Here is a 24,873-nt window from a genome sequence, read left to right as displayed (position 1 = left end):
GTAGGTCATCGTCAAGATTAAATTCCGAAACCCCAATTGCGAAAGCAGTTGGGGTTTTGTTTTAGTAGAAGTCACCGATTTTTGCCGGAACGTTACTGCGGTAACGGGCTGGTCACAGAATTTCTTGACGACCATAGAGCGTTGGAACCACCTGATCCCATCCCGAACTCAGAAGTGAAACGATGCATCGCCGATGGTAGTGTGGGGTTTCCCCATGTGAGAGTAGGTCATCGTCAAGATTGAATTCCGAAACCCCTGTCTGCTAACGCAGACAGGGGTTTTGTCGTTTCAGTGCTCACAAAAGTCCGATATTCAAACCGCTTTGCGTGCCTTGCTGCTCCGACGAGCCTGCCATTTGCGCCACCAGATGTAGACGCCAGTTCCCGACAACCCTGCAATCAGAACACCCAATATCGCGATCATCACTTGCCCGGTGAAGCCTATGATCCGTCCCCCATGTATCGGCAACTGCAATCGATAAAACCGCTCTCCCAATGTCCCTTCTCCTGCGATCTCCTGCCCCAGTAATCGCCCGTCAGTACCGTGGAAGAACAACCAGGATTTGCCGTGGGCCTCGGTGTCATGCTGCCCAAACCCCGCACCGTAAAAGTTGTACTCAAAGCTGTAATACACCTCGCCGATCGCCGCCGTCAGCCCCAACCTTTTCCCCTCCTGTTGTGCCCTTTCGTATGCCTGTTGATAACTTAATCGGGTGATCCCCAGCTCTTCGGCAGGCATTCGCCCTCGCGCCTCATACACGCTCGGTTCAATCGGAGAAAACAGCGACACCGCGGGTTTGAAGACCTGGCTCGGCAGGTTCATCGCCACACTGCTGACGGCTATCGGCAGCAATAACAACCACAGCCACAAGCCCCCCGCCCGGTGCAGATCGAAGTTGAGTCGATAGGCATGCCCACCCTTGATCTTCCAGGCGTTCGACCACTTCTTCCAGAACGGTTTACCCCTCGGCAACGTCAGCCAGAGGGCGATGAAGCAATCGATTACCCAGGCGATGGCCACGAACCCCATCAACAGCAAACCCCAGTTGCCGGGCAGTGTCAGGTTGTAGTGAAACTCGAGAATGAACGGAACGAAGTTCTCACGCTGGAAACAGCACTCGCCCCAGTAACGCTGGCCTTTCTGCTCGCCACTGACCGGATCGAGGTAGAACACTTCATTGCGTTCTTTAAACGGTTCGCCCGTCGCCGGATCATTTCGCGCAACCGCCGCCAGCAATGCCGTGTGGCCTGCCTCATTCGGGTACTCCATGTACCAGACTTGCAGCTTCGGATGGGCCGATTGCACCACATCAACCAGCTCACCTGGCGGCAGACGCTCCCCCTCGGCCGAGGCCGCGTAAAACTCCGGATTCAACCACTCATCCAGCTCATGGTTGAACGCCAGAATGCTCCCCGTGATCCCGGCCAGCAGCAGAAAAACCGCCGTGGCCAATCCGATATACCGGTGCAATAAAACCAGAAACGAACGCATGAAAATTCCCCACAGATACGACAAAGCCAGCCCCTGAAATCAGGGGCTGGCTTTTCTATGCACAAGACAAAGGCTTAGAACTGGTAACTGACCGTCGCGGCGACGTTGCGCTCTTCGCCCATGTAGCAGAAGTCCAGACTGGCGCAGGAGGCTACGTAGGATTCGTTGGTCAGATTGTTCGCATTCAGGCGTACGTCGACACCCTTCAGACCGACCTTGCCGAGGTCATAGCCAATCGATGCGTCGAACAATGTGTAGGACGGCACTTTCATGGTGTTCTCTGCATCCGCCCAGCTATAGCCGACATAACGCACACCACCGCCCAGTCGCAGCCCGTCGAGTGCCGCGCTGTCGAACTTGTAGTCCGCCCACAGCGATGCCATATGTCGTGGCGCCTGGGTTGGCGAGTTGCCCTTGTTCTCGATCAAATTGGTCGGTGTGCTCAAGGTGCTGGTCATCGACTTCGAGTATTCAATGTCGGTGAAGGTGTAGCTGCCGAGCACTTTCAGGTTGTCGGTCAGCTGCATGTGCGCTTCAAGTTCCAGCCCCTGAGAGCGGACAGCGCCTACAGCGCGATAGAAGTTTTCCTGCGGCAGTTTGGTCGCCAGATTCTCCTGATCGATGCGGAACAACGAGGCGGTGAACAGGTTGTCAGTACCCGGCGGCTGATACTTCAAGCCCATTTCCCACTGCGTTCCATCGGTCGGTGCAAGAGGATTGCCAGCACTGTCCGCGTAGGAATTCGGGTTGAACGACTCGGAATAGCTGACGTACGGCGCGAGACCGTTATCGAACAGATACAGCGCGCCGGCACGGCCGGTGAGCTTGGTGCGTCGATCATTGATCTCGGTGCCGACCGGACGGCCCGCTTCGGCGATGCGGTTTTCGTCGGAGGTTTCCACCCAGTCCTGGCGCAGTCCCAGCGAGAAGCGCCACTTGTCCATCTCGATCAGGTCTTGCAGGTAAACGCCGGTCTGCTCCAGGCGCCGCAGATAGCTTGTCTCGCCGTACGGCGTAATAGCCGAATTGCCATACACCGGGTTGAACGCGTTGATCGGCGCCAGGCCGCCACTGGTCCAGTCGACCACGGTTTTGCGTCGCTGGTAATCCGCCCCCATCAGCACTGTGTGCTTGGTCGCGCCGGTGAAAAATTCGGCCTGGAGCATGTTGTCGACGATGAACGCGTGCAGACGTTCATCACCGCCGGTGTAGTAGCGATTCAATTCGTTGCTGGTCGGCGACGTCCAGCCATAGGCGTACACCTGATCCATGTTCACTTTGGAGTCGAGGTAGCGGAAATTCTGCCGCGCGGTGAAGACGTCGTTGAAGCGGTGTTCGAACTGGTAACCGAACGACTGCTGATCACGGGAGTAACCATCGATGCCCGGCTCGCCTTCGAAGAAATGCGGCGAAATGCGATTGCCGTTGCGTTGATGAATCGTGCCGTCGGCCGGCACGCCACCGTGATAGCCGCCGTACGGGTCATGCTGCAGATACGCTTGCAGGGTCAGCGAGGTGTCTTCGCTGAAGTCGACGCTGACGGTCGGCGCTAGGGCGAAGCGCTTTTCCTTGTTGTGGTCGAACTGCGTGTCGGACTGATCCGTTAATCCGATCAGACGATAGGCGATGCGTTTGTCGTCATCGACCGGTCCGCTGAAGTCAAAACCAACACCGCGCTGACCCTGAGTGCCGACGGTGGCTTGAACCTGGTGATAGGCCTCGTACAACGGTTTCTTGCTGGTCAGCGCCACCAGACCGCCCGGCGAGCTGCGGCCGTAGAGCACCGACGACGGGCCCTTCAGAATATCGACACGCTCAAGGAAATACGGATCGACCTGCATCGTGCTGTAGGTGCCGCTGTCGCCCATCGACTTGAGGCCGTCGAGGTAGATGTTATCCACCGAACCGTCGTTGAAGCCGCGCATCGCCACATAGTCGTAACGGTGCGTGGCGCCGTAAGGGTTGGTCAGTACGCCGGGGGTGTAACGCATGGCCTGGGACACGGTTTGCGAGCCCTGGTCATCCATTTGCTCACGGGTAACCACGGACACGCTTTGCGACGTTTCCAGCAGCGCGGTACTGGTTTTGGTGGCGATCTGACTGTGCGTCGCGTTATAGCCGTCCATGCTGCCCAGCGCGTTACCGAGGGTGAAGCCTTTGATGTCGGTGGTCGGCAGAGACAGTGCTTCGGTTTCTGCGACGGAGCGCAACACATAGCTGCTGCCATCCTGGCTGACCGCCTCCAGGCCCGTGCCTCCGAGCAAGTGGCTAAGGGCTTGATCGGTCGAATACTCGCCCTGCACGCCGGGTGATTGTCGGCCTTGAGTCTGCTGTGGGGTCATCGACAAGGTGATGCCGGCTTGGCGTGCGAACTGGTTGAGCGCATCGCCCAGCGGTCCGGCGGCGATGTTGTAGCGGTGGCTGCTGACCTCGCTGGCATTGGCCGCCATGCTCAGGCTCGGCAACACGCCAACGCCGAGTGCAGTAGAGAACAGCGCCGCCCGAACGGCGTGACGCAACAGGCCCGATTCGGCAGAGAAATTCAGAGGGTTCTTACAGGTAACGCGCGCAGTCATTGTAGGTTTCCGTAGGCAGTCGCGAAGGCTGAGTTGAAGTGCTTACTGACTAAGCCGGACTTGCCGCGAAAACCCGCCAAAATAATTTCAGGCCACAGACTCCAGCGTCACCCACCAACGAGTGCGGTAGCGCAATTGCACCGGCAGGGTCTGCGGCAGGATCGCCAGCAGCTTGTCGGTGTCCTCAAGACGGAACACGCCGGACAGGCGCAAATCCGCAATGTCCGACGCACAGTTCAGAAAGCCCTGACGATACCGGCTGACTTCGCTGAGGAAGTCGCCCAGCCGCATGTTGCGGGTCACGATCAGCCCGTCGACCCAGGCACCGGCGTCCATGTCCAACGGCGGCGCCGGGCGAACTTGATGGTGATCGATCAGATAGCTCTGACCGGCGATGGCCTCCGTCGAGTTGCCGGCGGAGTGAATCGCGACCCGGCCACTGGTGACGCTCAGGCGCGTGCATCCATCTTCCTGGCGCAGAATGAATCGCGCCTTGAGCGGCTCGTAACTGCCATGACGGCTCTGCACCCGCAGCGGTCGGTCAAATGGCGCACCTTCATCGGCACCGCCACAGGTGATGATGATTTCGCCACGGGTCAGTTTGATCAGCCGTTGCTGGGCGGTGTAATCGAGATCCACGCTGCTGGCGGTGTTGAGCTCGATCCGCGTGCCGTCCGGCAGCTGGAAGCCACGGCGCTCGCCGGTGGCGGTGGCGTAGTCGGCGCTCCACTGTTGCCAGGCGGAAGTGTCTTTGGCCAACCATCCCGCCGAGCCCATCATCAGCGCGCCGGACAACAGCTTCAGTGCCTGACGTCGACCCAACCCCTGAGCACTGTTTTCCAGCGTGTTGAACGCCACCTGCGCACCGGGCACGGCACGCAGGTTGTGGGTCAGTTCAGCTTGCAGAGACTGCACCCGTTGCCAGGCCAGTTCGTGGTCATGGTGTTCGGCGCGCCATTGTTCGCACTGGCGATTCAGGCGCGGATTGCCATGGTTGTTGCGCAGACGCAGGAGCCAGTGAATGGCCTGTCGGACGACCTGTTGCGGTGGCTCGGCGCGTCGGCCAAGCGAGAGGTTATCCACCGGCATCAGTTTTCGTACCGCAGCACGTAGCAGTGAAACAGGGCGTCGGCGACGTAGCGTTCTACCGAGCGCAGGGACAGGCCCATCTGCTCGGCGATCTGCTTGTGGGTCAAACCTTCGCACTGAGCCAGCAGAAACGCCTGACGCACTTTCGGCTTCAAGCCTTCAAGCATGCGGGCGATGCCTTCGAGCAGTTCGATCACCAAGGCACGGGATTCGGCACTCGGGGTTTCGGCTTCAGGCAAATGGGCGATGGTTTCCAGATAGGCGCGTTCAATTTCTTCACGGCGCCAATGATCAATCACCAGCCCTCGGGCAACTGTGCGCAAAAACGCGCGAGGTGCCTTGAGTTCCAGACGCTCGGTGCGCTGCAACAGTCGAACGAAGGTGTCCTGGGCCAGATCCGCCGCATCGGCAGCATTGCCCAGCCGAGCGCGCAACCAGCCGTTGAGCCAGCCGTGATGACTACTGTAAAGCGCCTGTACTGCAAACTCAGGAGAGGACATGAACGCGACAGCCCGAACGTCACAAATGATAATTAGTCGCATTGTCATCAAGGGTTACAGAATTTGCAACCGGCGCTGCAAAACAGTCATCAAAAATTGACAGGCGAACGCTCTGGCACGCCGTTCGGCGGGAATCTGGCAGAAATGTCGTCCATTTCCCACAAAGCCCTAAGTTTTCTCCTAAGCGTGCCGACAGACTGGTGAGACATGCGTGCACCAAAGTAGAGCAGTCGTCAGAACGCTGCCTGCGCTGTACATGGAATGTTGCATCCGGAACGCATCCCCACTTTTCGCATAAGAAGTCCCATGAAATGAATCTCAAGTTCAGCCATAAAATCCTGCTGGCCGCCTCGGGCGTTGTGGTCCTGGCGTTCGCGCTGTTCACTTTGTACAACGACTATCTGCAGCGAAACACCATTCGCCAGAACCTCCAGTCCTCGGTCCAACAGGCCGGCGACCTGACCGCGAGCAGTGTGCAGAACTGGATGAGCGGGCGAATTCTGGTACTGGAAAACCTCGCACAAAACGTCGCTCATCAAGGCAAGAACGCCGACTTCCCGGGGCTGGTCGATCAACCGGCCTTCACCTCGAACTTCCAGTTCACCTACGTCGGCCAGGCCAACGGTGTGTTCACCCAGCGCCCTGACGCGAAGATGCCGGACGGCTACGATCCGCGTCAGCGCCCCTGGTACAAGCAGGCCGTGGCCGCTGACCAGACCATGCTGACCCCGCCATACATGGCCGCCGTTGGCGGTCTGGTGGTGACCATCGCCATGCCGGTGAAAAAGAACGGCGAGCTGCTCGGCGTCGTGGGCGGTGACCTGAGTCTGGAAACCCTGGTGAAGATCATCAACTCGGTGGACTTCGGTGGCCTGGGCCACGCGTTCCTGGTCAGCGGGGACGGTCAGGTGATCGTCAGCCCGGACAAAGAACAGGTGATGAAGAACCTCAAGGACATCTACCCGAACGCCGATGTGCGCATCCAGAAGGGCAACCAGAACGTGGTGCTCAACGGTCAGGAGCGCATCCTGTCGTTCACCCCGGTCGCAGGTCTGCCGAATGCCGAGTGGTACATCGGTCTGTCGATCGATCGCGACAAGGCCTACGCCGCACTCAGCCAGTTCCGTACCTCGGCACTGATCGCAATGTTCGTTGCTGTCGGCGCGATTGCGGTGTTCCTGAGCCTGTTGATCACCGTGCTGATGCGTCCGCTGATCACCATGGGCCGTGCGATGCAGGACATCGCTCAGGGTGAAGGCGACCTGACTCGCCGTCTGGTAGTGGAAAGCAAGGACGAGTTCGGTGAGCTGGGCAGTTCGTTCAACCAGTTCGTGGAGCGGATTCACGCGTCCATTTCCGAAGTGTCTTCCGCGACTCGCCACGTACACGACCTGTCGCAACGGGTGATGGCATCGTCCAACGCCTCGATCATCGGCTCCGACGAGCAAAGCGCACGCACCAACAGCGTGGCCGCCGCGATCAATCAACTGGGTGCCGCCACCCAGGAAATCGCCCGCAACGCCGCCGATGCCTCGCAACACGCCAGCGGCGCGAGCGAGCAGGCCGATGACGGTCGTCAGGTGGTCGAGCAGACGATTCAGGCGATGACCGAGCTGTCGCAGAAGATCAGCCTGTCGTGCACCCAGATCGAAACCCTGAACGCGAGCACCGACAACATCGGCCACATTCTCGACGTGATCAAAGGCATCTCCCAGCAGACCAACCTGCTGGCGCTCAACGCGGCCATCGAAGCGGCCCGTGCCGGTGAAGCCGGGCGCGGTTTTGCGGTGGTGGCGGACGAGGTGCGTAACCTCGCTCACCGCACTCAGGAATCGGCGGAAGAGATCCACAAGATGATCACTTCGCTGCAGGTCGGCTCCCGCGAAGCGGTGACCACCATGAACGCCAGTCAGGCGTCCAGCGAGGAAACCGTTGAAGTGGCGAACCAGGCCGGTCTGCGTCTGGTCAGCGTGACTCAGCGCATCGGCGAAATCGACGGCATGAACCAGTCGGTGGCCGCCGCTACCGAAGAGCAGACCGCCGTGGTGGAAACCCTCAACGTCGACGTCAACCAGATCAACCTGCTGAACCAGCAGAGCGTGGCCAACCTCAATGAAACGTTGAAGGATTGCGATGCGTTGTCGCAGCAGGCCAACCGTTTGAAACAACTGGTCGACAGCTTCAAGATCTGATCGCTAGCGGTCAAAAAACAGCCCGCTGCGGAGTGATCCGCAGCGGGCTTTTTCATGCCTTACACAAACAGCTTCTGCACATTGCCCATCGCATCATCGGCGAACCCCTGCACGAAATCCTTGAACCCCGGCAGTGCCTCTGGGCCGCCGCTGGCCGGTTCGGCAATGATCGTCCAGGTCGCCCGCGACTTGCCCGCGCCCAGCGATTCCACATTCATCGCCGCCCACAGATTGGCCACGCCCAGGGTGTTGTAGATCGTGGTCCAGGTCATGCTCAGCGCCTGGTCGTCCCGGGAGTTGAGTTGCTCGACCACCACGTTGCCATCCTTGAAGAACTTCTTGCGCAGCGAAGACACGCCTTCGCCGGTCATTTCGATGTGCGACAGGGCCGGAATGAAGCGGTCGAAACCGTCGAATTTGCCTACCACCGCCCACACTTGTCTGGCGTCCACCGGCACTTCCACCGAAGACACGACGTGGCAGCCGTGAGGATTCTTGATCAGGGTGTCGGGTTGAAGATTGCTCATGGTGTTGCTCCTTGGTGGTTGAGTCAGATGAAGTTGATTTCTTTCAGGTAGTCGCAGCCGCGACGCAGCAGCGCCGGGGATTTTTCCGGGTAGTGCGCGCCCATCTGCTGTACGCCGGCCTGGGCGTTGGCGTGGCTGATCAGGGAGATGTCGCCGATGTCTTCCTCGAAGCCGTTGAGGTAGAAACCGAGTACGCCGAACAGCGCGTTGTCGGCATCGACCCGGCCCAGTTGCTGCTGCCAGTCGGCGACGCTGACCAGCGAAAACTCGCTGCCTGTTTCGCGGAACGACGCAACGTAGGCGTCCCAGCTCAGAGGCTCCGGGTTATGCAGGTTGAATACCGCCCGTTCGGCCGAGTAGCGGCTGGCGTGGAAGGCGATGAACCGGGCGAGAAAATCCACCGGCATCAGGTCGAAATTCAGCGCGAAGGCCGGCACCTGCCCGAGCTGGATCGAGCCCTTGAGCATCAGCATCAAGCGGTTCTTGTGCGGCTGGCAGACGCCGCTGAGGCTGTTGAAACTGATGTTGCCGGGCCGATACAGATTGACCCGCACCCCACGCTCCCGCGCCCGCTCGAGGATGCGTTCGCCGACCCATTTCGACAGGTTGTAGCCGTTGCGGATGTAGATCGGCGGCGTCGGTGCGGCGGGCAGTTCCAGCACCCGGCCTGCGTCGTCGACGGTGCTGGAGGCCGACAGCGTCGAGACGAAATTGAACACCTTCTTGCTGCGTCCTTCGCACAGCCGCAGCAGTTCGAAAATCGGCTCGACGTTGTCCGCCGCCAGCGACTCGTAATCGAGCACGTGATTGACGTTGGCCGCGTTGTGCACCAGCGCGCCGAACTCGCGATCCAGTCGCTCGAAATCCCCATCGGCCAAGCCCAGTTGCGGCCGGCTGATGTCCGCCGGATAGACCCGCACCCGACTCAGGTCCAGATGCTCCAGCCGGTTCTCTCGCAGCGATTGGGCAAAGCGCTGCGCCGCCGTTTGCCCGCCGCCGTCGCGCACCAGACACGCCACCTCGCTGGCGCCCCATCCCAGCAGCGCCTCGACGATGTGCACACCGACAAAGCTGTTGGCGCCGGTGACGATCACCTTGTGCACGTCGCCCATGCGGCTGATCGGCAGCGGCTCGATGTCCAGCGCTCGCTCGGCGTCGGCCATCGCCTGGGCGCTGAGCACCGCGCTGTCATCGGTGCCGCGTACCAGGGTGGCGAGCTTCGTGATGGTCGGCAGTTCGATGAAGCGGTTGATCGAAATACTGCGACCGAACTCCTCCCGTAGACGCAGGAGCATGCGCGACAGCAGAATCGAGTGACCGCCGAGATTGAAGAAGCTTTCGTCGGTGGAAATGTCGCTGGTCGGAAGCTCCAGCAACTCACCCCAGATCTCCAGCAGCAGCGCTTCGTCGGCGTTGGCCGGCAGGCATTTCGGGCCGCTGTCCTGCACGCTGACCGGCAGCTCCAGCAAGGCCTTGCGGTCGACTTTGCCATTGGCGGCGAACGGCATGTTCGGCAGTTCCGTCCATGCCACCGGTTGCATGTAGTCGGGCAAAAACTGCTGTGCGTGAGCTTTCAACGACTCGCGCGCGGCATCCGATTGCGGCTGGGCGAGGAACGCCAGAATCCGTCGCTGACTGTCGATCACCACGGCGATTTGCCGATACAACTGACTCTCGCGCAGGCAGCGTTCGATCTCCTCCGGCTCGACCCGGAAGCCGCGGATCTTCACCTGATTGTCGCGCCGTCCGCACAGCTCGATGCCATCCTCGCCCCACTTGGCCATGTCGCCGCTGCGGTAGGCGCGCAGACGCTGGCCGTCCGGCAACTCCAGATCCAGATAGCGTTCGGCGGTCTGCTGTGGATTGTTCAGGTAACCCAGGCATACGCCGGGGCCGACGATGAACAATTCGCCCACCGTTTGCTCAGGCACCGGTTGCAGATCGTCATCGAGGATCAGCACCTGACTGTTGGCAATCGGGCCGCCGAGGGTGCGATTGCTGTCGCCCGGTTGCAGTTGTCGCGCGGTGATCAGCACCGTGGCTTCGGTCGGGCCGTAGAGGTTATGCAGCTTGCCTTGGCGCGTCAGCTGCTCGATCACGAACGGCTCACAGACGTCGCCGCCGGTCATGATTTGCCCGACGCTTTGCAGTTGCTCCAGCGGCAGGATGCTCAACAGCGCCGGCGGCAGGAACGCGTGGGTCAGTTGCCGACGTCGAATAAGCGCCACCAGTTGCAGCGGATCACGCCGCTGGTTGTCGTCGGGCACCACCAGTTCCGCGCCTTCGAGCAGGGTCGGGAAGATGTCGATCAGCGACGAGTCAAAACTCAGCGACGAGAACTGCAACACCCGACTCTCAGCCCGCAACTGCACGTAATCGGCGTACCACGCGGTGAAGTGCGCGAGGTTCGCCTGACTCAGCAGCACACCCTTCGGATGCCCGGTGGTGCCCGAGGTGTAGAGCGCCATGCATGGCGAGTCGAGCGACGGTCGCTGGCGCATCAACGGCAACGAAAGATCGGCGTCGGCGCTGTCGATAAGGCTGACATCCAGCCCCGGCAGCGAACCGCTCAGCGGATGTTCGCCGTCGTGCAGCAACAACACCGCTCCGGCGTTTTCCAGAATGTACTGCTGGCGCTGAAGCGGATGGCTCGGTTCCAGCGGCAGGTACACCGCGCCGCTGCCGAGAATCGCCAGGATCGAAGCAAACAGCGCATCGCATTTCGGCAGGCAAATCCCCACCACCCAGGGTTGCGGCTGTGTCTCCAGCATTGCCTGCAAGCGTTGCTGGATTGCACGGCTGTGATCATGCAACTGGCGATAGCTGATCGACTGCTCGGCAAGGTGCAACGCGGGGCGCTCCGCGTGTTCGATCAGACTCTCTTGCAGCCGCTCGATCACCGGGATCTGCGCTTGTTGCAGCAACTGCGAATTGGCCGTGGCATTGAAGCGATGGACGTAAGCCAGGCTGTCGAGAAATAGCAGATTTTCCACCTGCTCGAAGTCCGGCGCACGGGCCGCTGTCGCGTGCTGGAAATACTCGGCATCGCGGGAAAAACGGCTGACCAGCAGCGCCACTTCGTCCACCACCTGCGCCAGTGTTCGCTGGCGCAACGCCTGACCGTTGCCGGACGGTTCGTCGGCGATGGGCACGCGGCTCAGCAGCGTCGAGTTGCAGAGGCACAGCAGATCGAGCACCGGCAAACCGCCGGCGCCCGTTGCACCGATGCCCAGACGTAAAGTCAGGTGCGCTGTCGCGCCGTGATTTTGCGGCGCAAGACTGCCGTCATCGATCACCAGATCCACCGACGGAGCAGTCTCTGTCAGCAATGAATGACCGTGTTGTTCGAGCTCCTGCGCCAGGTCGGTCAAGACTTGGCTGCGGCCCCTCAGCAAAATATCGAGACGTCTCATGTCAGCCTCCTTGTCAAACCAGGTAGTCGCGCAGGGCGTGCTGCACGCACGGTGTGTCGAGCAGCGAGCTGTTGTGGAAAAACCGCACGATGTTGCCCACCAGCGGGTGGTGGCGATTGATCGGGAAGGCCAGCCCGGCCATCTCGTCTTTCAGGGCGCGGCGGGTGGCATCGTTGACCAGCAAAGCGTCGATCAGGCGCAGGTCGAAGGACTTCTGGATGTCGTTGGTCAGGTAATGGCCGATGAACACCGGCAGGATCTGCGCGATGCAGTCGCGATCCGCATCGCTCGCGGTGTGCCAGTAGATGCGCACCATCCGCGCCCAGAAACTCGAGTGCCGGCCCTCGTCGAGCAAGTGATCAGCCATCAGGCCCTTGATCGACGGCTTGACCGTGTCGTCCCGGGCGAATGCCGCGACATCGCCGGTCACGGTGTTTTCGGCGATGGCCACGCAGATCAGTTCCACGGCGCTGCGCAGGTGTGGCGGAGCCAGTTCGACGGCGGCCGGAATCGCCCGGCTCAGTTCGATTTCATTCGGCAGCTCGATCGGCTCGATGCCGGTCATGGCCACCGTCTGTTGCATGAAATCCATCGCCACCAGCGCGTGGTAATCCTCGTCCACCACCACGGTCATGGCGTCGTAACGACAGGCGAACGGGAAGGGCACGGCGAAGCGATTCTTGGCGATGCTGCGGGCGGTCTTGTCGACGATCTCGGTTTCGAAAATCACCACGTCGTTGATGAATTTGTACAGCGTCTGCACCAGGGCGAAATCACGCTGTTCCGGGCATTCGCGCAGGAAGGTTTCGCTGAGCACCAAGGGCTGGCGGCTGAGCGGATAGATCAGCCGCGCGTCATCCTCCAGCACGCGGCGCGGCCGGGTGCGGATGGTCGCGCGGCTTTCCCAGGCGTCGGCGAAAGACTGGTAGTCGGCGGCATTCATTGGGCCACCTCCGCCAGCGGTTCGCGCATGCTCAGGCGCAGGCCGTCCCACAGGGCGATGCGGCTTTCCACGGCGGCGATGGCGCTGGCGTAGACCTCGGCTTCGCGCTGCGGATCGCCGTCCACCAGTCGGTCCAGCAGTTGCTCTGCGGCAGGGCCGTGGTCTTCGGAGTCGACTTCGATGTGTCGCTCCAGGTAGTAGCGGAAGGTCGGCGCCTGTTCGACGCCGATGCCCCAGGCATCGAGCATGCGCTGGAACATGGTCGGGATCACGCTCTCGCGGCCGTGCAGGAATGCGGCAGCCACGCTGTGCCCCGGCGCATGCAGTGCGGTTTGCAGCGTGTCACGGACGAACCGCGCAGCGGCCGGGTCGACCTCGACGCTTTGCAGGGCGACGTCGTAACTCACGCCTTCCTGTTGCAGCGTCACGAAGCGCTCCACCGCCGTCGTGTCCGCACCGACTTCGCGCATCGCATCGAGGTACAGTTCGAAGTGACTGTAATGCCCGTGTGACAGCCGATCGTCAGATTCTTCCCCGAGCACGATTTCGTTGATCAGTCGTGCGGCGTGCGGGTCCCGTGGCGGCAACCACGGCAGACGCGTGCAAGTCAGTTCCTGCTGCAGGCGCTTGGTCAGCGACATGAAGTCCCAGACCGCAAATACATGGGACTCCATGAATCGGCGCAATGTCGTCAAAGAATCGATTTCGGAGAAGATCGGATGAACGCTGAGTTCGGCTTTCTTTAGTGTAAGTTGCTCTTTAGTTGGCATGGTTGCGAGACTCTGGCTAATAGGGAAGTAAGGACTGCTCAATCAATCGCTAATAACGTTGAACAAGTTTCTCCAGGCGAACGACAGCCTCATTCGGTTTCGATGAAAGCAGGCAATGTCTGAAGGGCCCAAAACTACAGCGGACGGTCAAGCCGTCGCAATCAAGGCCGTACTGCAAGGTTGTGCCGGGCTTGTCATTTCGGATCCAAACTCGGCGAAGAAAAACTAATACATCGCAAAACAACTTAACAAGTTTATTTTTAATTATTTTTAGTTGGCTGTTTTTGAAGTATGAGTGGGTCTGATAAAACTTATAAGTTAAGTTTTATTTGGGCGTAGTTGCTCCTTTCGGCGTTTAATGGCCAAAATTGAACGACAAGAGTGAATGCCTCACTCGAAGCAACTTTCCAATTGAGTAATTGAATGAATATGAGGGGATGAAGTCGGGCTGTAACGGCGCCGTTTCTTCCTGTTCCCGTGACAAGGCTCCTTCCGTAGGTTCCTGGTGCGGGGACTGCTGCCGGGGCGGCGCGTCCCCGTTCTATATTGGGTTGGCGGTCCAAGGGTGCGCGTAAATCAGCGCCGCGGCTATCGTCGAAAATGACTTCCTTGCGGTGCAAATTCCGGGCTGTTCAAAGCAGGGGGAGGTTAGAGCGCAAGCGTCGATGTGCCACGGCAAATGACCGTGACCGGTGGGGGGATTTGTAAGCGGGTTATTCGCCGGGTGAGTGGAGGCTCACCCGGGAGGGAGAATTCAGCGTGCTGCTTTGCGGCTTTGGCCGGCTGAGCTGGCGAGGTAACGGGTGATCACCTCGACACCGCGATTGAGGTGTTGCTCCAGCAGTGTCACGGCGTGCGGGGTGTCACGCTCTTTCACGGCCTGCAACAACGCGCGGTGATCGTCCTGGGAGAGTTTGCCCAGGCCCATGGCCTCGAGGTTGAAGCGCAGGAAGCGTTCTTCTTCATTCAGGCCGTCTTCCACCAGTCGCAACAGCCGGCCATTGGGCGCCTTGCTGTAGAGCGCCATGTGAAACAGACGGTTGAGCCGGCCGATTTCGGTGTAGTCGTGTTCGTTTTCCAGTTCTTCGATGTAGCCGGCCGCGCGTTCGTGATCGGCCGGGGTCAGCAGCGGGATCGATTGGCGCAGCGCTTCTGACTCCAGCAGGATGCGCAGCTCATAGGTTTGCGTTGCATCGCCCTGAATCAGCGGCGCCACCACGGCGCCCTTGTGGGCAATCACGCTGAGCAGGCCCTGAGCCTCAAGTTGGCGCAAGGCTTCGCGCACCGGCATGCGGCTGACACCGAACAGGTCGGCCAGGTCCTGCTGGCGCACGGCGGTGCCGCAGGGCAGGCGCCCGTCGAGAATCGCGGCTCGCAGGGTTTCTTCGATGACCGAGCGCGCCAGATGCGCGGGAATCGGGCCGTCGACTTTGATGCTGTGGAGTGGCTTGGGCTTCTGGGTCACAACTGCACACCCTATGACTGCGGATTTGGATCCAAAGGACACTAGTGATTGCTCTACAGGTTGTCAAACCGTGTAGAAGAACCCTGTCACATCTGAAGTTTAGCGCGCCAGCGATGATCTCAGGGTGCCATTGTTTTTTGCTGGGCTAACCTTCACCATCAAGCGCTTTCCTCTCTGCCCTGGATGCCTTGCATTGGCGGTACGTTTCGCGTTCCCACGGATCGCGCGCTGGCTTGCCTGCGCGCTGCTGCTGGCCGGCATCATGCTGGGCGGCCTGCATGCCGATTGGGATTTTTCCGCGATCAGCCGCAAGGCCACGGCGCTGTACGGGCCGTTGGGTGCCGGGCAACAGCGGATCGATGCCTGGCAGAATCTGCTGGCCACGCAGAAGCAGGTCAGCGAGATGGAAAAGCTTAAAGTGGTGAACCTGTTTTTCAACAAACAGATGCGCTACGTCGAAGACATCGATCTGTGGCACGAGGTCGACTATTGGGAAACCCCCATCGAAGCCTTGTGGAAAGGCGCCGGCGACTGCGAAGACTATGCGATCGCCAAGTATTTCAGCCTGCGCCACCTCGGTGTGGCCAGTGACAAGTTGCGCATCACCTACGTCAAGGCGCTGCGCCAGAACCGCGCGCACATGGTCCTGACTTACTATTCCAGCCCTGACGCCATGCCGCTGGTGCTCGACAGCCTGATCGACCCGATCAAGCCGGCCGCCGAGCGAACCGATTTGCTGCCGGTCTACTCTTTCAATGCCGAAGGGTTGTACCTGCCGGGCGCCAAGGGCAACAAGAAGGTCGGTGACACCAAGCGTCTGTCACGCTGGCAGGATGTGTTGAAGAAAATGCAGGCCGAAGGATTTCCGGTCGAGACGACTAACTAGGAGCACGCGCTCAGATGTCTTTGTTCAAACAGCTGTTGATCGCTATCTGTCTGTTCCTGGTGGTCGCCTTCACCGGCAGCTTCATGGTCAGTCTGGAGAGCTCGCGCACCCAGTACGTCAACCAGTTGCGCTCCCACGCCCAGGATGCGGCCACGGCGCTGGCGCTGTCGTTGACGCCGAACATCGATGACCCGGCGATGGTCGAGTTGCTGGTCAGTTCGATCTTCGACAGCGGTTATTACTCGAGCATCCGCGTGGTCGACCTGAAGACCGACCAGACCATCGTCGAGCGCAATGGCATTCCGGCGGTCACCAACGTGCCGGACTGGTTCGTCAAATTGATCGGCCTGGAACCGGCCGGTGGCGATGCGCTGGTCAGCCGTGGCTGGGAGCAGGCAGCGCGGGTCGAGGTGGTCAGCCACCCGATGTTCGCCCTGGCCAAGCTCTGGCAGAGCGCACTCGGCAGTCTTGGCTGGTTGCTGGTCTGCGGTGCGGTCAGTGCGGTGCTGGGCGCGTTGTTGCTGCGTCGGCAATTGAAGCCGCTGGATTACATGGTCAAGCAATCCCACGCCATCGCCCGCCGCGAGTTCCTCAGCCTGCCGGACCTGCCGCGCACGCCTGAATTGCGCCGTGTGGTGCTGGCGATGAACCAGATGGTCGAGAAGCTCAAGGCGCTGTTCCAAGAGCAGGCCGAGCGCAGTGAAAAACTGCGCACCGAATCCTATCAGGACAACCTCACCGGGTTGGCCAACCGGCGTTATTTCGAGATGCAGCTGAATGCGCGGGTGAGCAACCCGGAGCAGGCCAGTTCCGGTTATCTGCTGCTGTTGCGGGTCAAGGATCTGGCCGGTCTCAACCAGCGCCTCGGCGGTCAGCGCACCGATGAATTGTTGAAAGCGGTTGGCGAGCAACTGTCCCGCGAGTGCGCCAAATACCCGGAAACCCAGAACCTCATCACCCGCATTCGCGGTGGTGAATTCGCCGTGCTGGCGCCGGGGCTGACCCGCGAAGAAGCGTTGCAGCTGGCGCAGAGCCTCGACAGTGCCCTGAGCAGCCTGCACGCGACGGGCGCCACCGACGTGGCCGCCGTGGCTTCTATCGGCCTGGCACCGTTCGCTCACGGCGATTCGCCGCAAGCGGTCCTCAGCCTCGGCGATCAGGCGCTGGCCCAGGCCGAAGGGCAGGGCGAGCAGAACTGGGCATGCCTCGATCAGAGCCTGGTGGCGGACGTCGGTGACGATCACCACGCTTGGCACCGTTTGCTCGATCAGGCGTTGAATCAGCGGCGTTTCGAGCTGTTCTTCCAGCCGGTAGTGGCGGCGCAGGATACGCAACTGGTGCTGCATTACAAGGTGCTGTCGCGCTTGCTCGACGAGCAGGGCCAGACCATTCCCGCCGGGCGCTTCCTGCCGTGGCTTGAGCGCTTCGGCTGGACCGCGCGGCTGGACCGGTTGATGCTCGAGCGGGTGCTGGAGCAGATGGCCGGTCATGAAGAATCCCTGGCGCTGAATCTGTCCTCGGCGACCCTGGCCGATCCGCAGGCGTTGAACAAAGTGTTCGAGATTCTGCGAGCGCATTCCAACCTCGGTGCGCGCCTGACCCTGGAAATCGGCGAGGAACAATTGCCGGAGCAAGCGGTGCTGGAACAGTTGACCCGGCGCCTGCGCGAGCTCGGTTTCTCCCTGAGCCTGCAGCGTTTTGGCGGACGCTTCAGCATGATCGGCAACCTGGCGCGGCTGGGGCTGGCGTATTTGAAGATCGATGGCAGTTACATCCGGGCGATCGATCAAGAAAGCGACAAGCGTTTGTTCATCGAAGCGATCCAGCGTGCGGCGCACAGCATCGATCTGCCGCTGATTGCCGAGCGGGTCGAGACGGAAGGGGAATTGTCGGTGATTCGCGAGATGGGGTTGTATGGGGTTCAGGGGCAGCTGTTCGGTGAGCCCAAGCCCTGGAAATAATGCAGCGCCAAACTGATCGTTCCCACGCTCCGCGTGGGAATGCATAAAGGGACGCCCCGCGTTCCAGTCACACCGTCGGTGTCGCGTCAGACACTGATGTGACGCGGAGCGTCACGGGCGGCATTCCCACGCAGAGCGTGGGAACGATCGACTGTAGGCAAATCAGATCAACCCACCCTCATCCTCATCAATCAACTGACTCAACCCGCCCAGCGCTTCCCGAGCCTGGGTCCGGTCCATCAACTTGGCCTGGGCCGCCGCTGGCAGGTCGGTGACGCGGATCACGCCTTTCTGGGTCAGCACCTGAATCAGGTCATCGAGTACCCGGATCATTTCCAGGTCGCTCTGCTTGAGCTGTTTGAGGCTGTTCTCCACGGCCTCGTTGGCGTACCAGGCCTGGATTTCGTGGTGGTCGGCCGGCAGCGTTTCCGTGGCCTCGGCGTAGGCCGCAGCTTCCACGCGAATCAACTGACCCTGCGCATCGCGTTGCACGTAAAACATTGAGCATCCCTCGGAAATGGACCAGCGTCATGCTGTCAGCAGCATAGCCAACTGCGCGCGAGTATGCGGTGCGCCGACGAAATCGTCACCGGTTCAAGCGCCGCAAACGTGACGGCCGCCCCAAGTGGGGCGGCCGTTGTTCACGCATCAGCTGTTGTTGTGGTCGACCTTGATGGTCGGATCACTGCCGGCAATCAGGTTGTGAATGTTGGCCGTGGACCAGTTGTTGCCTTCCAGTTTGATCGTCACGTCCGGTGTGGCGGCTGCGGCATCGCCCGAGTTGAACTTGCCGCCCGAGCTGACTTGCAGCGACGACACACCGTCGACCGTGGTGATCTTCAGGAAGTTGTCGATGGTGCTGCCACTCTCACCCTGCAACAGATCACGCAGGTCGATGCGGTCGCCTTCGCTGGCCTTGAAGTCCTTGATCACGTCGTTGCCGGTGTCGCCCGCCTTCCAGACGAAGGTGTCGGCACCCGAACCACCGATCAGGATGTCGTTGCCCTGACCACCGATCAGCGTGTCGTTGCCGGTGCCGCCGAGCAGGATGTCATTGCCCTTGCCGCCGTCGAGCAGGTCGTTGCCGCCCGAGCCGAACAGGATGTCGTTGCCCGCGCCGCCCAGCAGCGTGTCGTTGCCATCGTGGGCACCGGACACATCGAACGCCTGATAGTGCTCGGTGATGTACTGGTGCACGTTGCTGGTGGTGACTTTGCTGACGTCGACCCCGGTTTCCTTGGCCACGAACGCCTGCATCGCCTGATAACCCTCGCCGGCAATGCCGTTGAAGCTCACCAGGTCGCCGAACAGGATGTCGTTGCCGTCGCCACCGCTGACGGTGTCGTTGCCCGGCATCGTCGCTTCGGTGTGGCCGATGATCGAGTTGGCCAGGTCCTTCGGATCGATGTTGGTTTGCGGCGTCTTGTCCGAATCGTACGGTTTCAGGTCGTTGAGGCTGACACCGCTGTTGATGCCGATGGCCTCCACGTTCGACAAACCGTTGAGCAAGGCGAAACCGCTGCTGGCGTTATCGGTGGTCGTGGTCGTGGTGCTGCTGCCGTTGCCCGCCAGACTCGAGATCTCGTAGGTACCGTCACCCTGAGCGTGGATGGTACCCAGGCTGTTCCAGCTCCAGCTGCCGTTCTTGTACGTCTGCAATACCACGGCGCCGGCAGTGTTGATACTCAGGTAGTGGGTGTTGTCGATGTAGGTGCTGAAGCTGTCGCCCAGTTTGTAGTTGCTGGTTTTCACCACGTCATCGAGCTTCACGTTGCCGTACAGCGTCGGGTTGGTCTGCTCGTTGCTCTGGTAGTAGGTCGGCTGGCCGTCGGTGATGAAGTACGTGAGGTTCTTCGCCCCGGTGTTGGCCAGCGCTTCGGCGCTCTGGAAGAAGTTCGCCGTGGCCTTGAACACGTCTTCGTAGTTGGTGCCGCCGCCGGACGACATCGAGTCCAGCACGGCCTTGAGCAAGGTCAGCGCGTTCGGGTCGTTGAGGTTCACCGACACCGACTTGTTGACCTGGGTATCGAAGTCCACCAGGAAGATGTTCACTGTGCCGGAGTTGCTGCCCAGGCTCTGCTTGAGGGTGTTGAACACCGACGTCAGTGAGTCCTTGGCGGCGCTGATCGACGAGGCGCTCATACTGCCCGAGCTGTCGACCATGAACGCGATGTTGTAGTTGGTGCCCGGCACCACGGTCAGGCCGCCGATGTCGGCGACGATGATGTCGTTGCCGTCGGTGCCGGTGACGGTGTCGTCCGCCGAAGTGGCGACCACCGCGTTGTACACCGCTGGCACCACGGTGACCGGGATGGTCGCAGTGGTGCTGGCCGAGCCGCCGACTTGTTCGGTGGAGGTCGAGGTCACGGTCAGGTTGAACTGGCCGTTGTAGTAGGTCGGCGGGGTCACGGTCAGGGTGCCGAGGTTCCAGCCGGTGACGTTGGCGTCGCCGCTGGTGGCGGTCACGGTGAAGCTGTGGCCTGCGCCGTCGCTGAGCACCGAACCGACCGGTGCGCCGCTGATCTTGATGCTCAGGGTTTCCGAGCCGTCGGTGTCGGTCAGCGCGGTGCTGATCGACGACAGTTTCACCGTGGTGCCTTCGGCGCCGGTGTTGAGTTTGTAGCCGTCGTAATAGCCTTCGCCGTTGTTGCCGTGCAGATCGGAGACGGTCACGCCGGCATTCACCAGATCCTGCACGCCGGTGTAGATCGGCACGCCGGCACTGCTCAGGTCGATCGGCGTGCTGCCGTTGACCGACAGGTTGACGTCGTAGCTGCCCGGGCCGCTCTGGTTGTGGTGGTAGATGTCCAGGGTGTAGTAACCGCTGGTGGTCGGGGTGAACGAACCGTTGAGGTTGCCGCCCGCGCCCCACGTGGTCGAGGCCACGTTCTTGCCGCCGATGGTCACCAGCAGGCTGTCATCACCGGTGCCGCTGAAGGTGTAGGTCTTGCCGGCTTCCAGATAAATCAGGCCCGAGGTTTTCGACGCGGTGCCGGCGGTCACGCTGCCGTCGGACTGCACGTTGTTCACGGTACCGCTGGTGTTCGGCTTGCCCGCGCCGTCGATCACGTTTTTCAGGGTGGTCGAATTCGCGCCGCTGCCATCGGTACCCAGGCCCGACAGACCGGTCCAGACTTCCTTGATCAGGCCGGTGGACTTCACGCTGTTGTCGGCCACCGACAGGGTCGGTGCATCCGCCACCGGCGTGATGTCGATCTTGATGGTGCCAGTGTTGCCCAGCAACTGGCCGTCGGTTGGCTGGAATTTGATCTGCGCGTAGTCGGCCTGATTGTTACCAACGCCAGTGCCACCGTAACCGTTCACACCCGACTCGTTGGCATCCGGCAGGAAGCGTAGCTTGCCGGCGTCGATGTCGGCCTTGCTGAAGGTCTGGTTGGTGGCGACGTCTTTCCAGGTCGAACCGTCCAGGTACTGCAGTTTGCCTTCGCCCGGCAGCTGGGTGATTTTCACGCCCAGGCTGCTGGCCGGGCTGTCGACGTCGCTGACGCCGAAGGTCGACCAGCCGAGAACCAGCGGGGTGTCTTCGGTGCCGGTGACGTTGACCGGTGCAGCGACCGGCGCATCGTTGACCGCCACCACGTTGACCGTGGTGGTCGCGGTGTTGGAGTAGTTGCCGCCATCGGTCACGGTCACGGTGATGATCCGTGGCACGGTGCTCGGATCTTCACTGCTGTTGGTGAAGCTGATGTTCTTGATCGCCTGCATGTAGTCGGCGAGCGTCGCGTTGCCCGACAGGGTCAGGGTGACGGTGCCGTTGGTGCTGTTGGCGTTGATGGTGATGCCGTTGACGCTGTTGCCCAGATTCAGCGCATCGCCGTCCTGACGGTTGGTCAGCACGACGGTGGCGCCGGTCAGCATGGTGCTGTCCGGGTCGGTGATCTTGATGTCGGTGTCGGCAATCGACACGCCTGCGCCCGGGGTGTTCTCGGTGAAGGTCACCTTGTAGTCGGCACCCGTTGCACCGCTGGAGTTGTTGGCGTCGAGGTCGATGACCGGCGGTGCATCGTTGTCGATGATCGAGGTGCTGACGCTGCCATTGGTGCTGCTGACCGCCAGGTTTTCGAAGTTGCCACCGGTGGCCGAGTCGATCTTGACCACGAAGTTCTCGGTGCCTTCGGTGATCTTGTCGTCGATGGTCGCAACGTTGAACTGCGCGCTGCTGGCACCGGCCGGGATCTTCACGGTGTACACGCCGGTGAAGTCCGAACCGTCGGCGGCGGTGCCGCTGTAGACGATTTTCAGGGTCACTTCGGTCTGCGCCGGGTGGGTCAGGCTGACGGTGTAGCTGGCGGTCTGGCCTTCGGTCACCGAGGTGCTGCCGGTGATGCTGACGGTGGTGGTGTCGATGGTATCGGTGACGCTGGTCACGGCTGGTGTGTTGCTGGTCACCAGGTTTTCGAAATTGCCGCCGGTAGCGTTGGTGATCGTGGCCTGCACATTGCCGGCGTCTTTGTAGACGTCGTCGGCTGGCGCAGGAACGGTCACGGTGCCGGTGGTCTTGCCCGCTTCGATGGTGATCACCGAACCGTTGCTCAGGGTCACGGTCACTGGCGAGCCAGCGGCATTGGTCAGGGTTGCGGTGTAGGTGATCGAACCACCTTCGGCCACGGTGCCGGTCGCGCTGAGCGACAGGTTGGTGGTGTCGATGGTGTCGGTGACGGTGGTGCTGACCGGTGTCTTGTCGGCCACGAGGTTTTCGTAGTTGCCGCCGCTGACGTTGGTGATCGCGTTGGTCAGCGGCGTGTGGCCGGTCAACGCGTCGTTCGGCGCGGTAGTGGTCACGGTGCCGGTGGTTTTGCCGACTTCGATGGTGATCGACTGACCGTTGGCCAGGGTCACGGTCACAGGCGAGCCTGTCACTGGCGCGCCGACGGTCGCGGTGTAGACCACGTTGCCACCTTCGGCCGCCGTCGTGGTCGCGGTCAGCTTCACGGTGGTGGTGTCGATAGTGTCGGTGACGCTGGTCACGGCTGGTGTGGTGCTGGTGACCAGGTTCTCGAAGTTGCCGCCGGTGGCGGACTTGATCGTCGCCTGCACGTTGCCGGCGTCTTTGTAGACGTCGTCAGCTGGCGCAGGAACGGTCACGGTGCCCGTGGTTTTACCGGCTTCGATGGTGATCACGGCGCCGTTCGACAGGGTCACGGTCACTGGTGAGCCAGCGGCGTTGGTCAGGGTCGCGGTGTAGGTGATCGAGCCACCCTCGGCCACGGTGCCGGTCGCGCTGAGCGACAGGTTGGTGGTGTCAACGGTGTCAGTCACGGTGGTGCTGACCGGCGTCTTGTCGGCCACGAGGTTTTCGTAGTTGCCGCCAGAAACGTTGGTGATCGAGTTGGTCAGCGGTGTGTGGCCGGTCAACGCGTCGTTCGGCGCGGCAGTGGTCACGGTCCCGGTGGTCTTGCCGACTTCGATGGTGATTGACTGACCGTTGGCCAGATTCACGGTTACCGGCGAGCCAGTCACCGGCGCACCCACGGTAGCGGTGTAGGTGACGGTGCCACCCTCGGCCGCTGTTGCGGTTGCGGTCAGCTTCACGGTGGTGGTGTCGATGGTGTCAGTAACGCTGGTCACTGCTGGCGTGGTGCTGGTCACCAGGTTTTCGAAGTTGCCGCCCGTGGCGTTGGTGATCGTGGCTTGCACGTTGCCGGCGTCTTTGTAGACGTCATCGGCTGGCGCAGGAACGGTCACGGTGCCCGTGGTTTTGCCCGCTTCGATGGTGATCACGGCGCCGTTGCTCAAGGTCACGGTTACCGGAGTGCCCGCAGCATTGGTCAGGGTTGCGGTGTAGGTGATCGAGCCACCCTCGGCGACCGAGTTGGTAGCGCTCAGGGACAGGTTGGTGGTGTCGACGGTGTCAGTGACGGTGGTCAAGACCGGGGTCTTGTCGGCAACCAGGTTCTCGTAGTTACCGCCGCTGACGTTGGTGATGGCGTTGGTCAGCGGTGCATGACCGTTCAGCACGTCGTTCGGCGCGGTGGTGGTCACGGTGCCGGTGGTTTTGCCGACTTCGATGGTGATCGACTGACCGTTGGACAGGTTTACGGTCACAGGCGAGCCGGTTACCGGCGCTCCCACGGTAGCGGTGTAAGTGACGGTGCCACCTTCAGCCGCGGTCGCGGTTGCAGTCAGCTTCACGGTGGTGGTGTCGATGGTGTCAGTAACGCTGGTCACCGCTGGTGTGGTGCTGGTGACCAGGTTCTCGAAGTTGCCACCGCTGGCGTTGGTGATCGTTGCCTGTACGTTGCCGGCGTCCTTGTAGACGTCGTCGGCTGGCGCAGGAACGGTCACGGTGCCGGCGGTTTTGCCCGCTTCGATAGTGATCACTGCACCGTTCGACAAGGTCACGGTCACTGGCGAGCCAGCGGCGTTGGTCAGGGTCGCGGTGTAGGTGATCGAACCGCCTTCGGCCACGGTGCCGGTCGCGCTGAGCGACAGGTTGGTGGTGTCGACGGTATCGGTGACGGTGGTCGAAACCGGGGTTTTATCAGCCACCAGATTTTCGTAGTTGCCGCCGCTCACGCCGGTGATTGCGTTGGTCAGCGGTGCATGACCGGTCAGCACGTCGTTCGGCGCGGTAGTGGTCACGGTGCCGGTGGTCTTGCCGACTTCGATGGTAATGCTCTGGCCGTTCGACAGGCTCACGGTCACAGGCGAGCCAGTCACTGGCGCACCTACGGTAGCGGTGTAGGTGACGGTGCCACCCTCGGCCGCTGTTGCGGTCGCGGTCAGCTTCACGGTGGTGGTGTCGATGGTATCAGTAACGCTGGTCACTGCTGGCGTGGTGCTGGTCACCAGGTTTTCGAAGTTGCCGCCCGTGGCGTTGGCGATCGTGGCTTGCACGTTGCCGGCGTCTTTGTAGACGTCATCGGCTGGCGCGGCTACGGTCACGGTGCCCGTGGTTTTACCGGCCTCGATGGTGATCACGGCGCCATTGCTCAGGGTCACGGTCACCGGGGTGCCCGCAGCGTTGGTCAGTGTCGCGGTGTAGGTGATCGAACCACCTTCGGCCACGGTGCCGGTCGCGCTGAGCGACAGGTTGGTG

At 61.2% G+C, this 24,873-nt stretch carries 13 protein-coding genes, 1 rRNA gene and 1 pseudogene; 4 read left to right on the top strand and 11 right to left on the bottom strand.

Translation table 11 applies throughout. The annotated features are described in order from the left end of the window. Positions 1–123: 123 nt before the first annotated feature. A 5S ribosomal RNA gene (gene rrf, locus GQX66_RS02460) occupies positions 124–239 on the top strand. Positions 240–312: 73 nt separating this feature from the next. Here the strand turns inward: rrf and GQX66_RS02455 are convergent. From GQX66_RS02455 to GQX66_RS02440, 4 genes are all read right to left on the bottom strand, one after another. Then, positions 313–1,491: a PepSY domain-containing protein gene (locus GQX66_RS02455; protein ID WP_240865970.1), complete on the bottom strand. Its 1,179-nt coding sequence runs from the start codon at positions 1,489–1,491 to the stop codon at positions 313–315. A 74-nt stretch (positions 1,492–1,565) separates the two neighbouring features. Then, on the bottom strand, positions 1,566–4,067 hold the full coding sequence (locus GQX66_RS02450) for a TonB-dependent siderophore receptor (RefSeq protein WP_240865967.1): 2,502 nt from the start codon (positions 4,065–4,067) through the stop codon (positions 1,566–1,568). 87 nt (positions 4,068–4,154) lie between these two features. After that, a complete protein-coding gene (locus GQX66_RS02445; protein ID WP_240865959.1) occupies positions 4,155–5,156 on the bottom strand; it encodes a FecR family protein in 1,002 nt (333 codons plus the stop codon). Then, complete coding sequence (locus tag GQX66_RS02440) at positions 5,156–5,656, bottom strand: sigma-70 family RNA polymerase sigma factor (RefSeq protein WP_085748543.1); 501 nt, start codon at positions 5,654–5,656, stop codon at positions 5,156–5,158. Before GQX66_RS02440 ends, GQX66_RS02445 begins: the two co-directional genes overlap by 1 nt. A 311-nt stretch (positions 5,657–5,967) precedes the next feature. Between GQX66_RS02440 and GQX66_RS02435 the strand changes: the two genes are divergently transcribed. Beyond that, on the top strand, positions 5,968–7,848 hold the full coding sequence (locus GQX66_RS02435; RefSeq protein WP_240865956.1) for a methyl-accepting chemotaxis protein: 1,881 nt from the start codon (positions 5,968–5,970) through the stop codon (positions 7,846–7,848). Positions 7,849–7,907: 59 nt separating this feature from the next. Here the strand turns inward: GQX66_RS02435 and GQX66_RS02430 are convergent, their stop codons facing one another. The 5 genes from GQX66_RS02430 to GQX66_RS02410 all read right to left on the bottom strand — a co-directional run bounded on the left by GQX66_RS02430 (position 7,908) and on the right by GQX66_RS02410 (position 14,966). After that, complete coding sequence (locus tag GQX66_RS02430) at positions 7,908–8,375, bottom strand: SRPBCC family protein (RefSeq protein WP_102688635.1); 468 nt, start codon at positions 8,373–8,375, stop codon at positions 7,908–7,910. Positions 8,376–8,398: 23 nt separating this feature from the next. After that, complete coding sequence (locus GQX66_RS02425; protein WP_240865943.1) at positions 8,399–11,788, bottom strand: non-ribosomal peptide synthetase; 3,390 nt, start codon at positions 11,786–11,788, stop codon at positions 8,399–8,401. Positions 11,789–11,801: 13 nt separating this feature from the next. After that, a complete protein-coding gene (locus GQX66_RS02420) occupies positions 11,802–12,731 on the bottom strand; it encodes a diiron oxygenase (protein WP_134023870.1) in 930 nt (309 codons plus the stop codon). Further along, the gene (locus tag GQX66_RS02415) at positions 12,728–13,501 is read right to left on the bottom strand and encodes a DUF3050 domain-containing protein (RefSeq protein WP_240865940.1); all 774 of its coding nucleotides are present in this window, start codon (positions 13,499–13,501) and stop codon (positions 12,728–12,730) included. The genes GQX66_RS02420 and GQX66_RS02415 overlap by 4 nt, the downstream gene beginning before the upstream one ends. Before the next feature lie 754 nt (positions 13,502–14,255). Next, a complete protein-coding gene (locus tag GQX66_RS02410; RefSeq protein WP_085748538.1) occupies positions 14,256–14,966 on the bottom strand; it encodes a GntR family transcriptional regulator in 711 nt (236 codons plus the stop codon). 193 nt (positions 14,967–15,159) lie between these two features. Here GQX66_RS02410 and lapG point away from each other — a divergent pair, with 193 nt between their 5' ends. Then, a complete protein-coding gene (gene lapG, locus GQX66_RS02405; protein WP_085748537.1) occupies positions 15,160–15,852 on the top strand; it encodes a cysteine protease LapG in 693 nt (230 codons plus the stop codon). Positions 15,853–15,866: 14 nt separating this feature from the next. Beyond that, positions 15,867–17,813, top strand: coding sequence for a cyclic di-GMP receptor LapD (gene lapD / locus GQX66_RS02400; protein ID WP_085748536.1), 1,947 nt, complete (start codon positions 15,867–15,869; stop codon positions 17,811–17,813). Positions 17,814–17,975: 162 nt separating this feature from the next. On the opposite strand, the gene GQX66_RS02395 is transcribed toward lapD, so the two are convergent. After that, on the bottom strand, positions 17,976–18,314 hold the full coding sequence (locus GQX66_RS02395) for a tryptophan synthase subunit beta (RefSeq protein ID WP_085613332.1): 339 nt from the start codon (positions 18,312–18,314) through the stop codon (positions 17,976–17,978). A gap of 147 nt (positions 18,315–18,461) precedes the next feature. Continuing rightward, positions 18,462–24,873, bottom strand: a pseudogene (locus GQX66_RS02390) (LapA family giant adhesin); the annotation flags it as partial.

The organism is Pseudomonas sp. B707 (assembly GCF_022496685.1).
Lineage (GTDB): Bacteria > Pseudomonadota > Gammaproteobacteria > Pseudomonadales > Pseudomonadaceae > Aquipseudomonas > Aquipseudomonas paraglycinae.
Note: the sequence above shows the minus strand (reverse complement) of the source record. Positions and strands in the feature narration are given on the sequence as shown.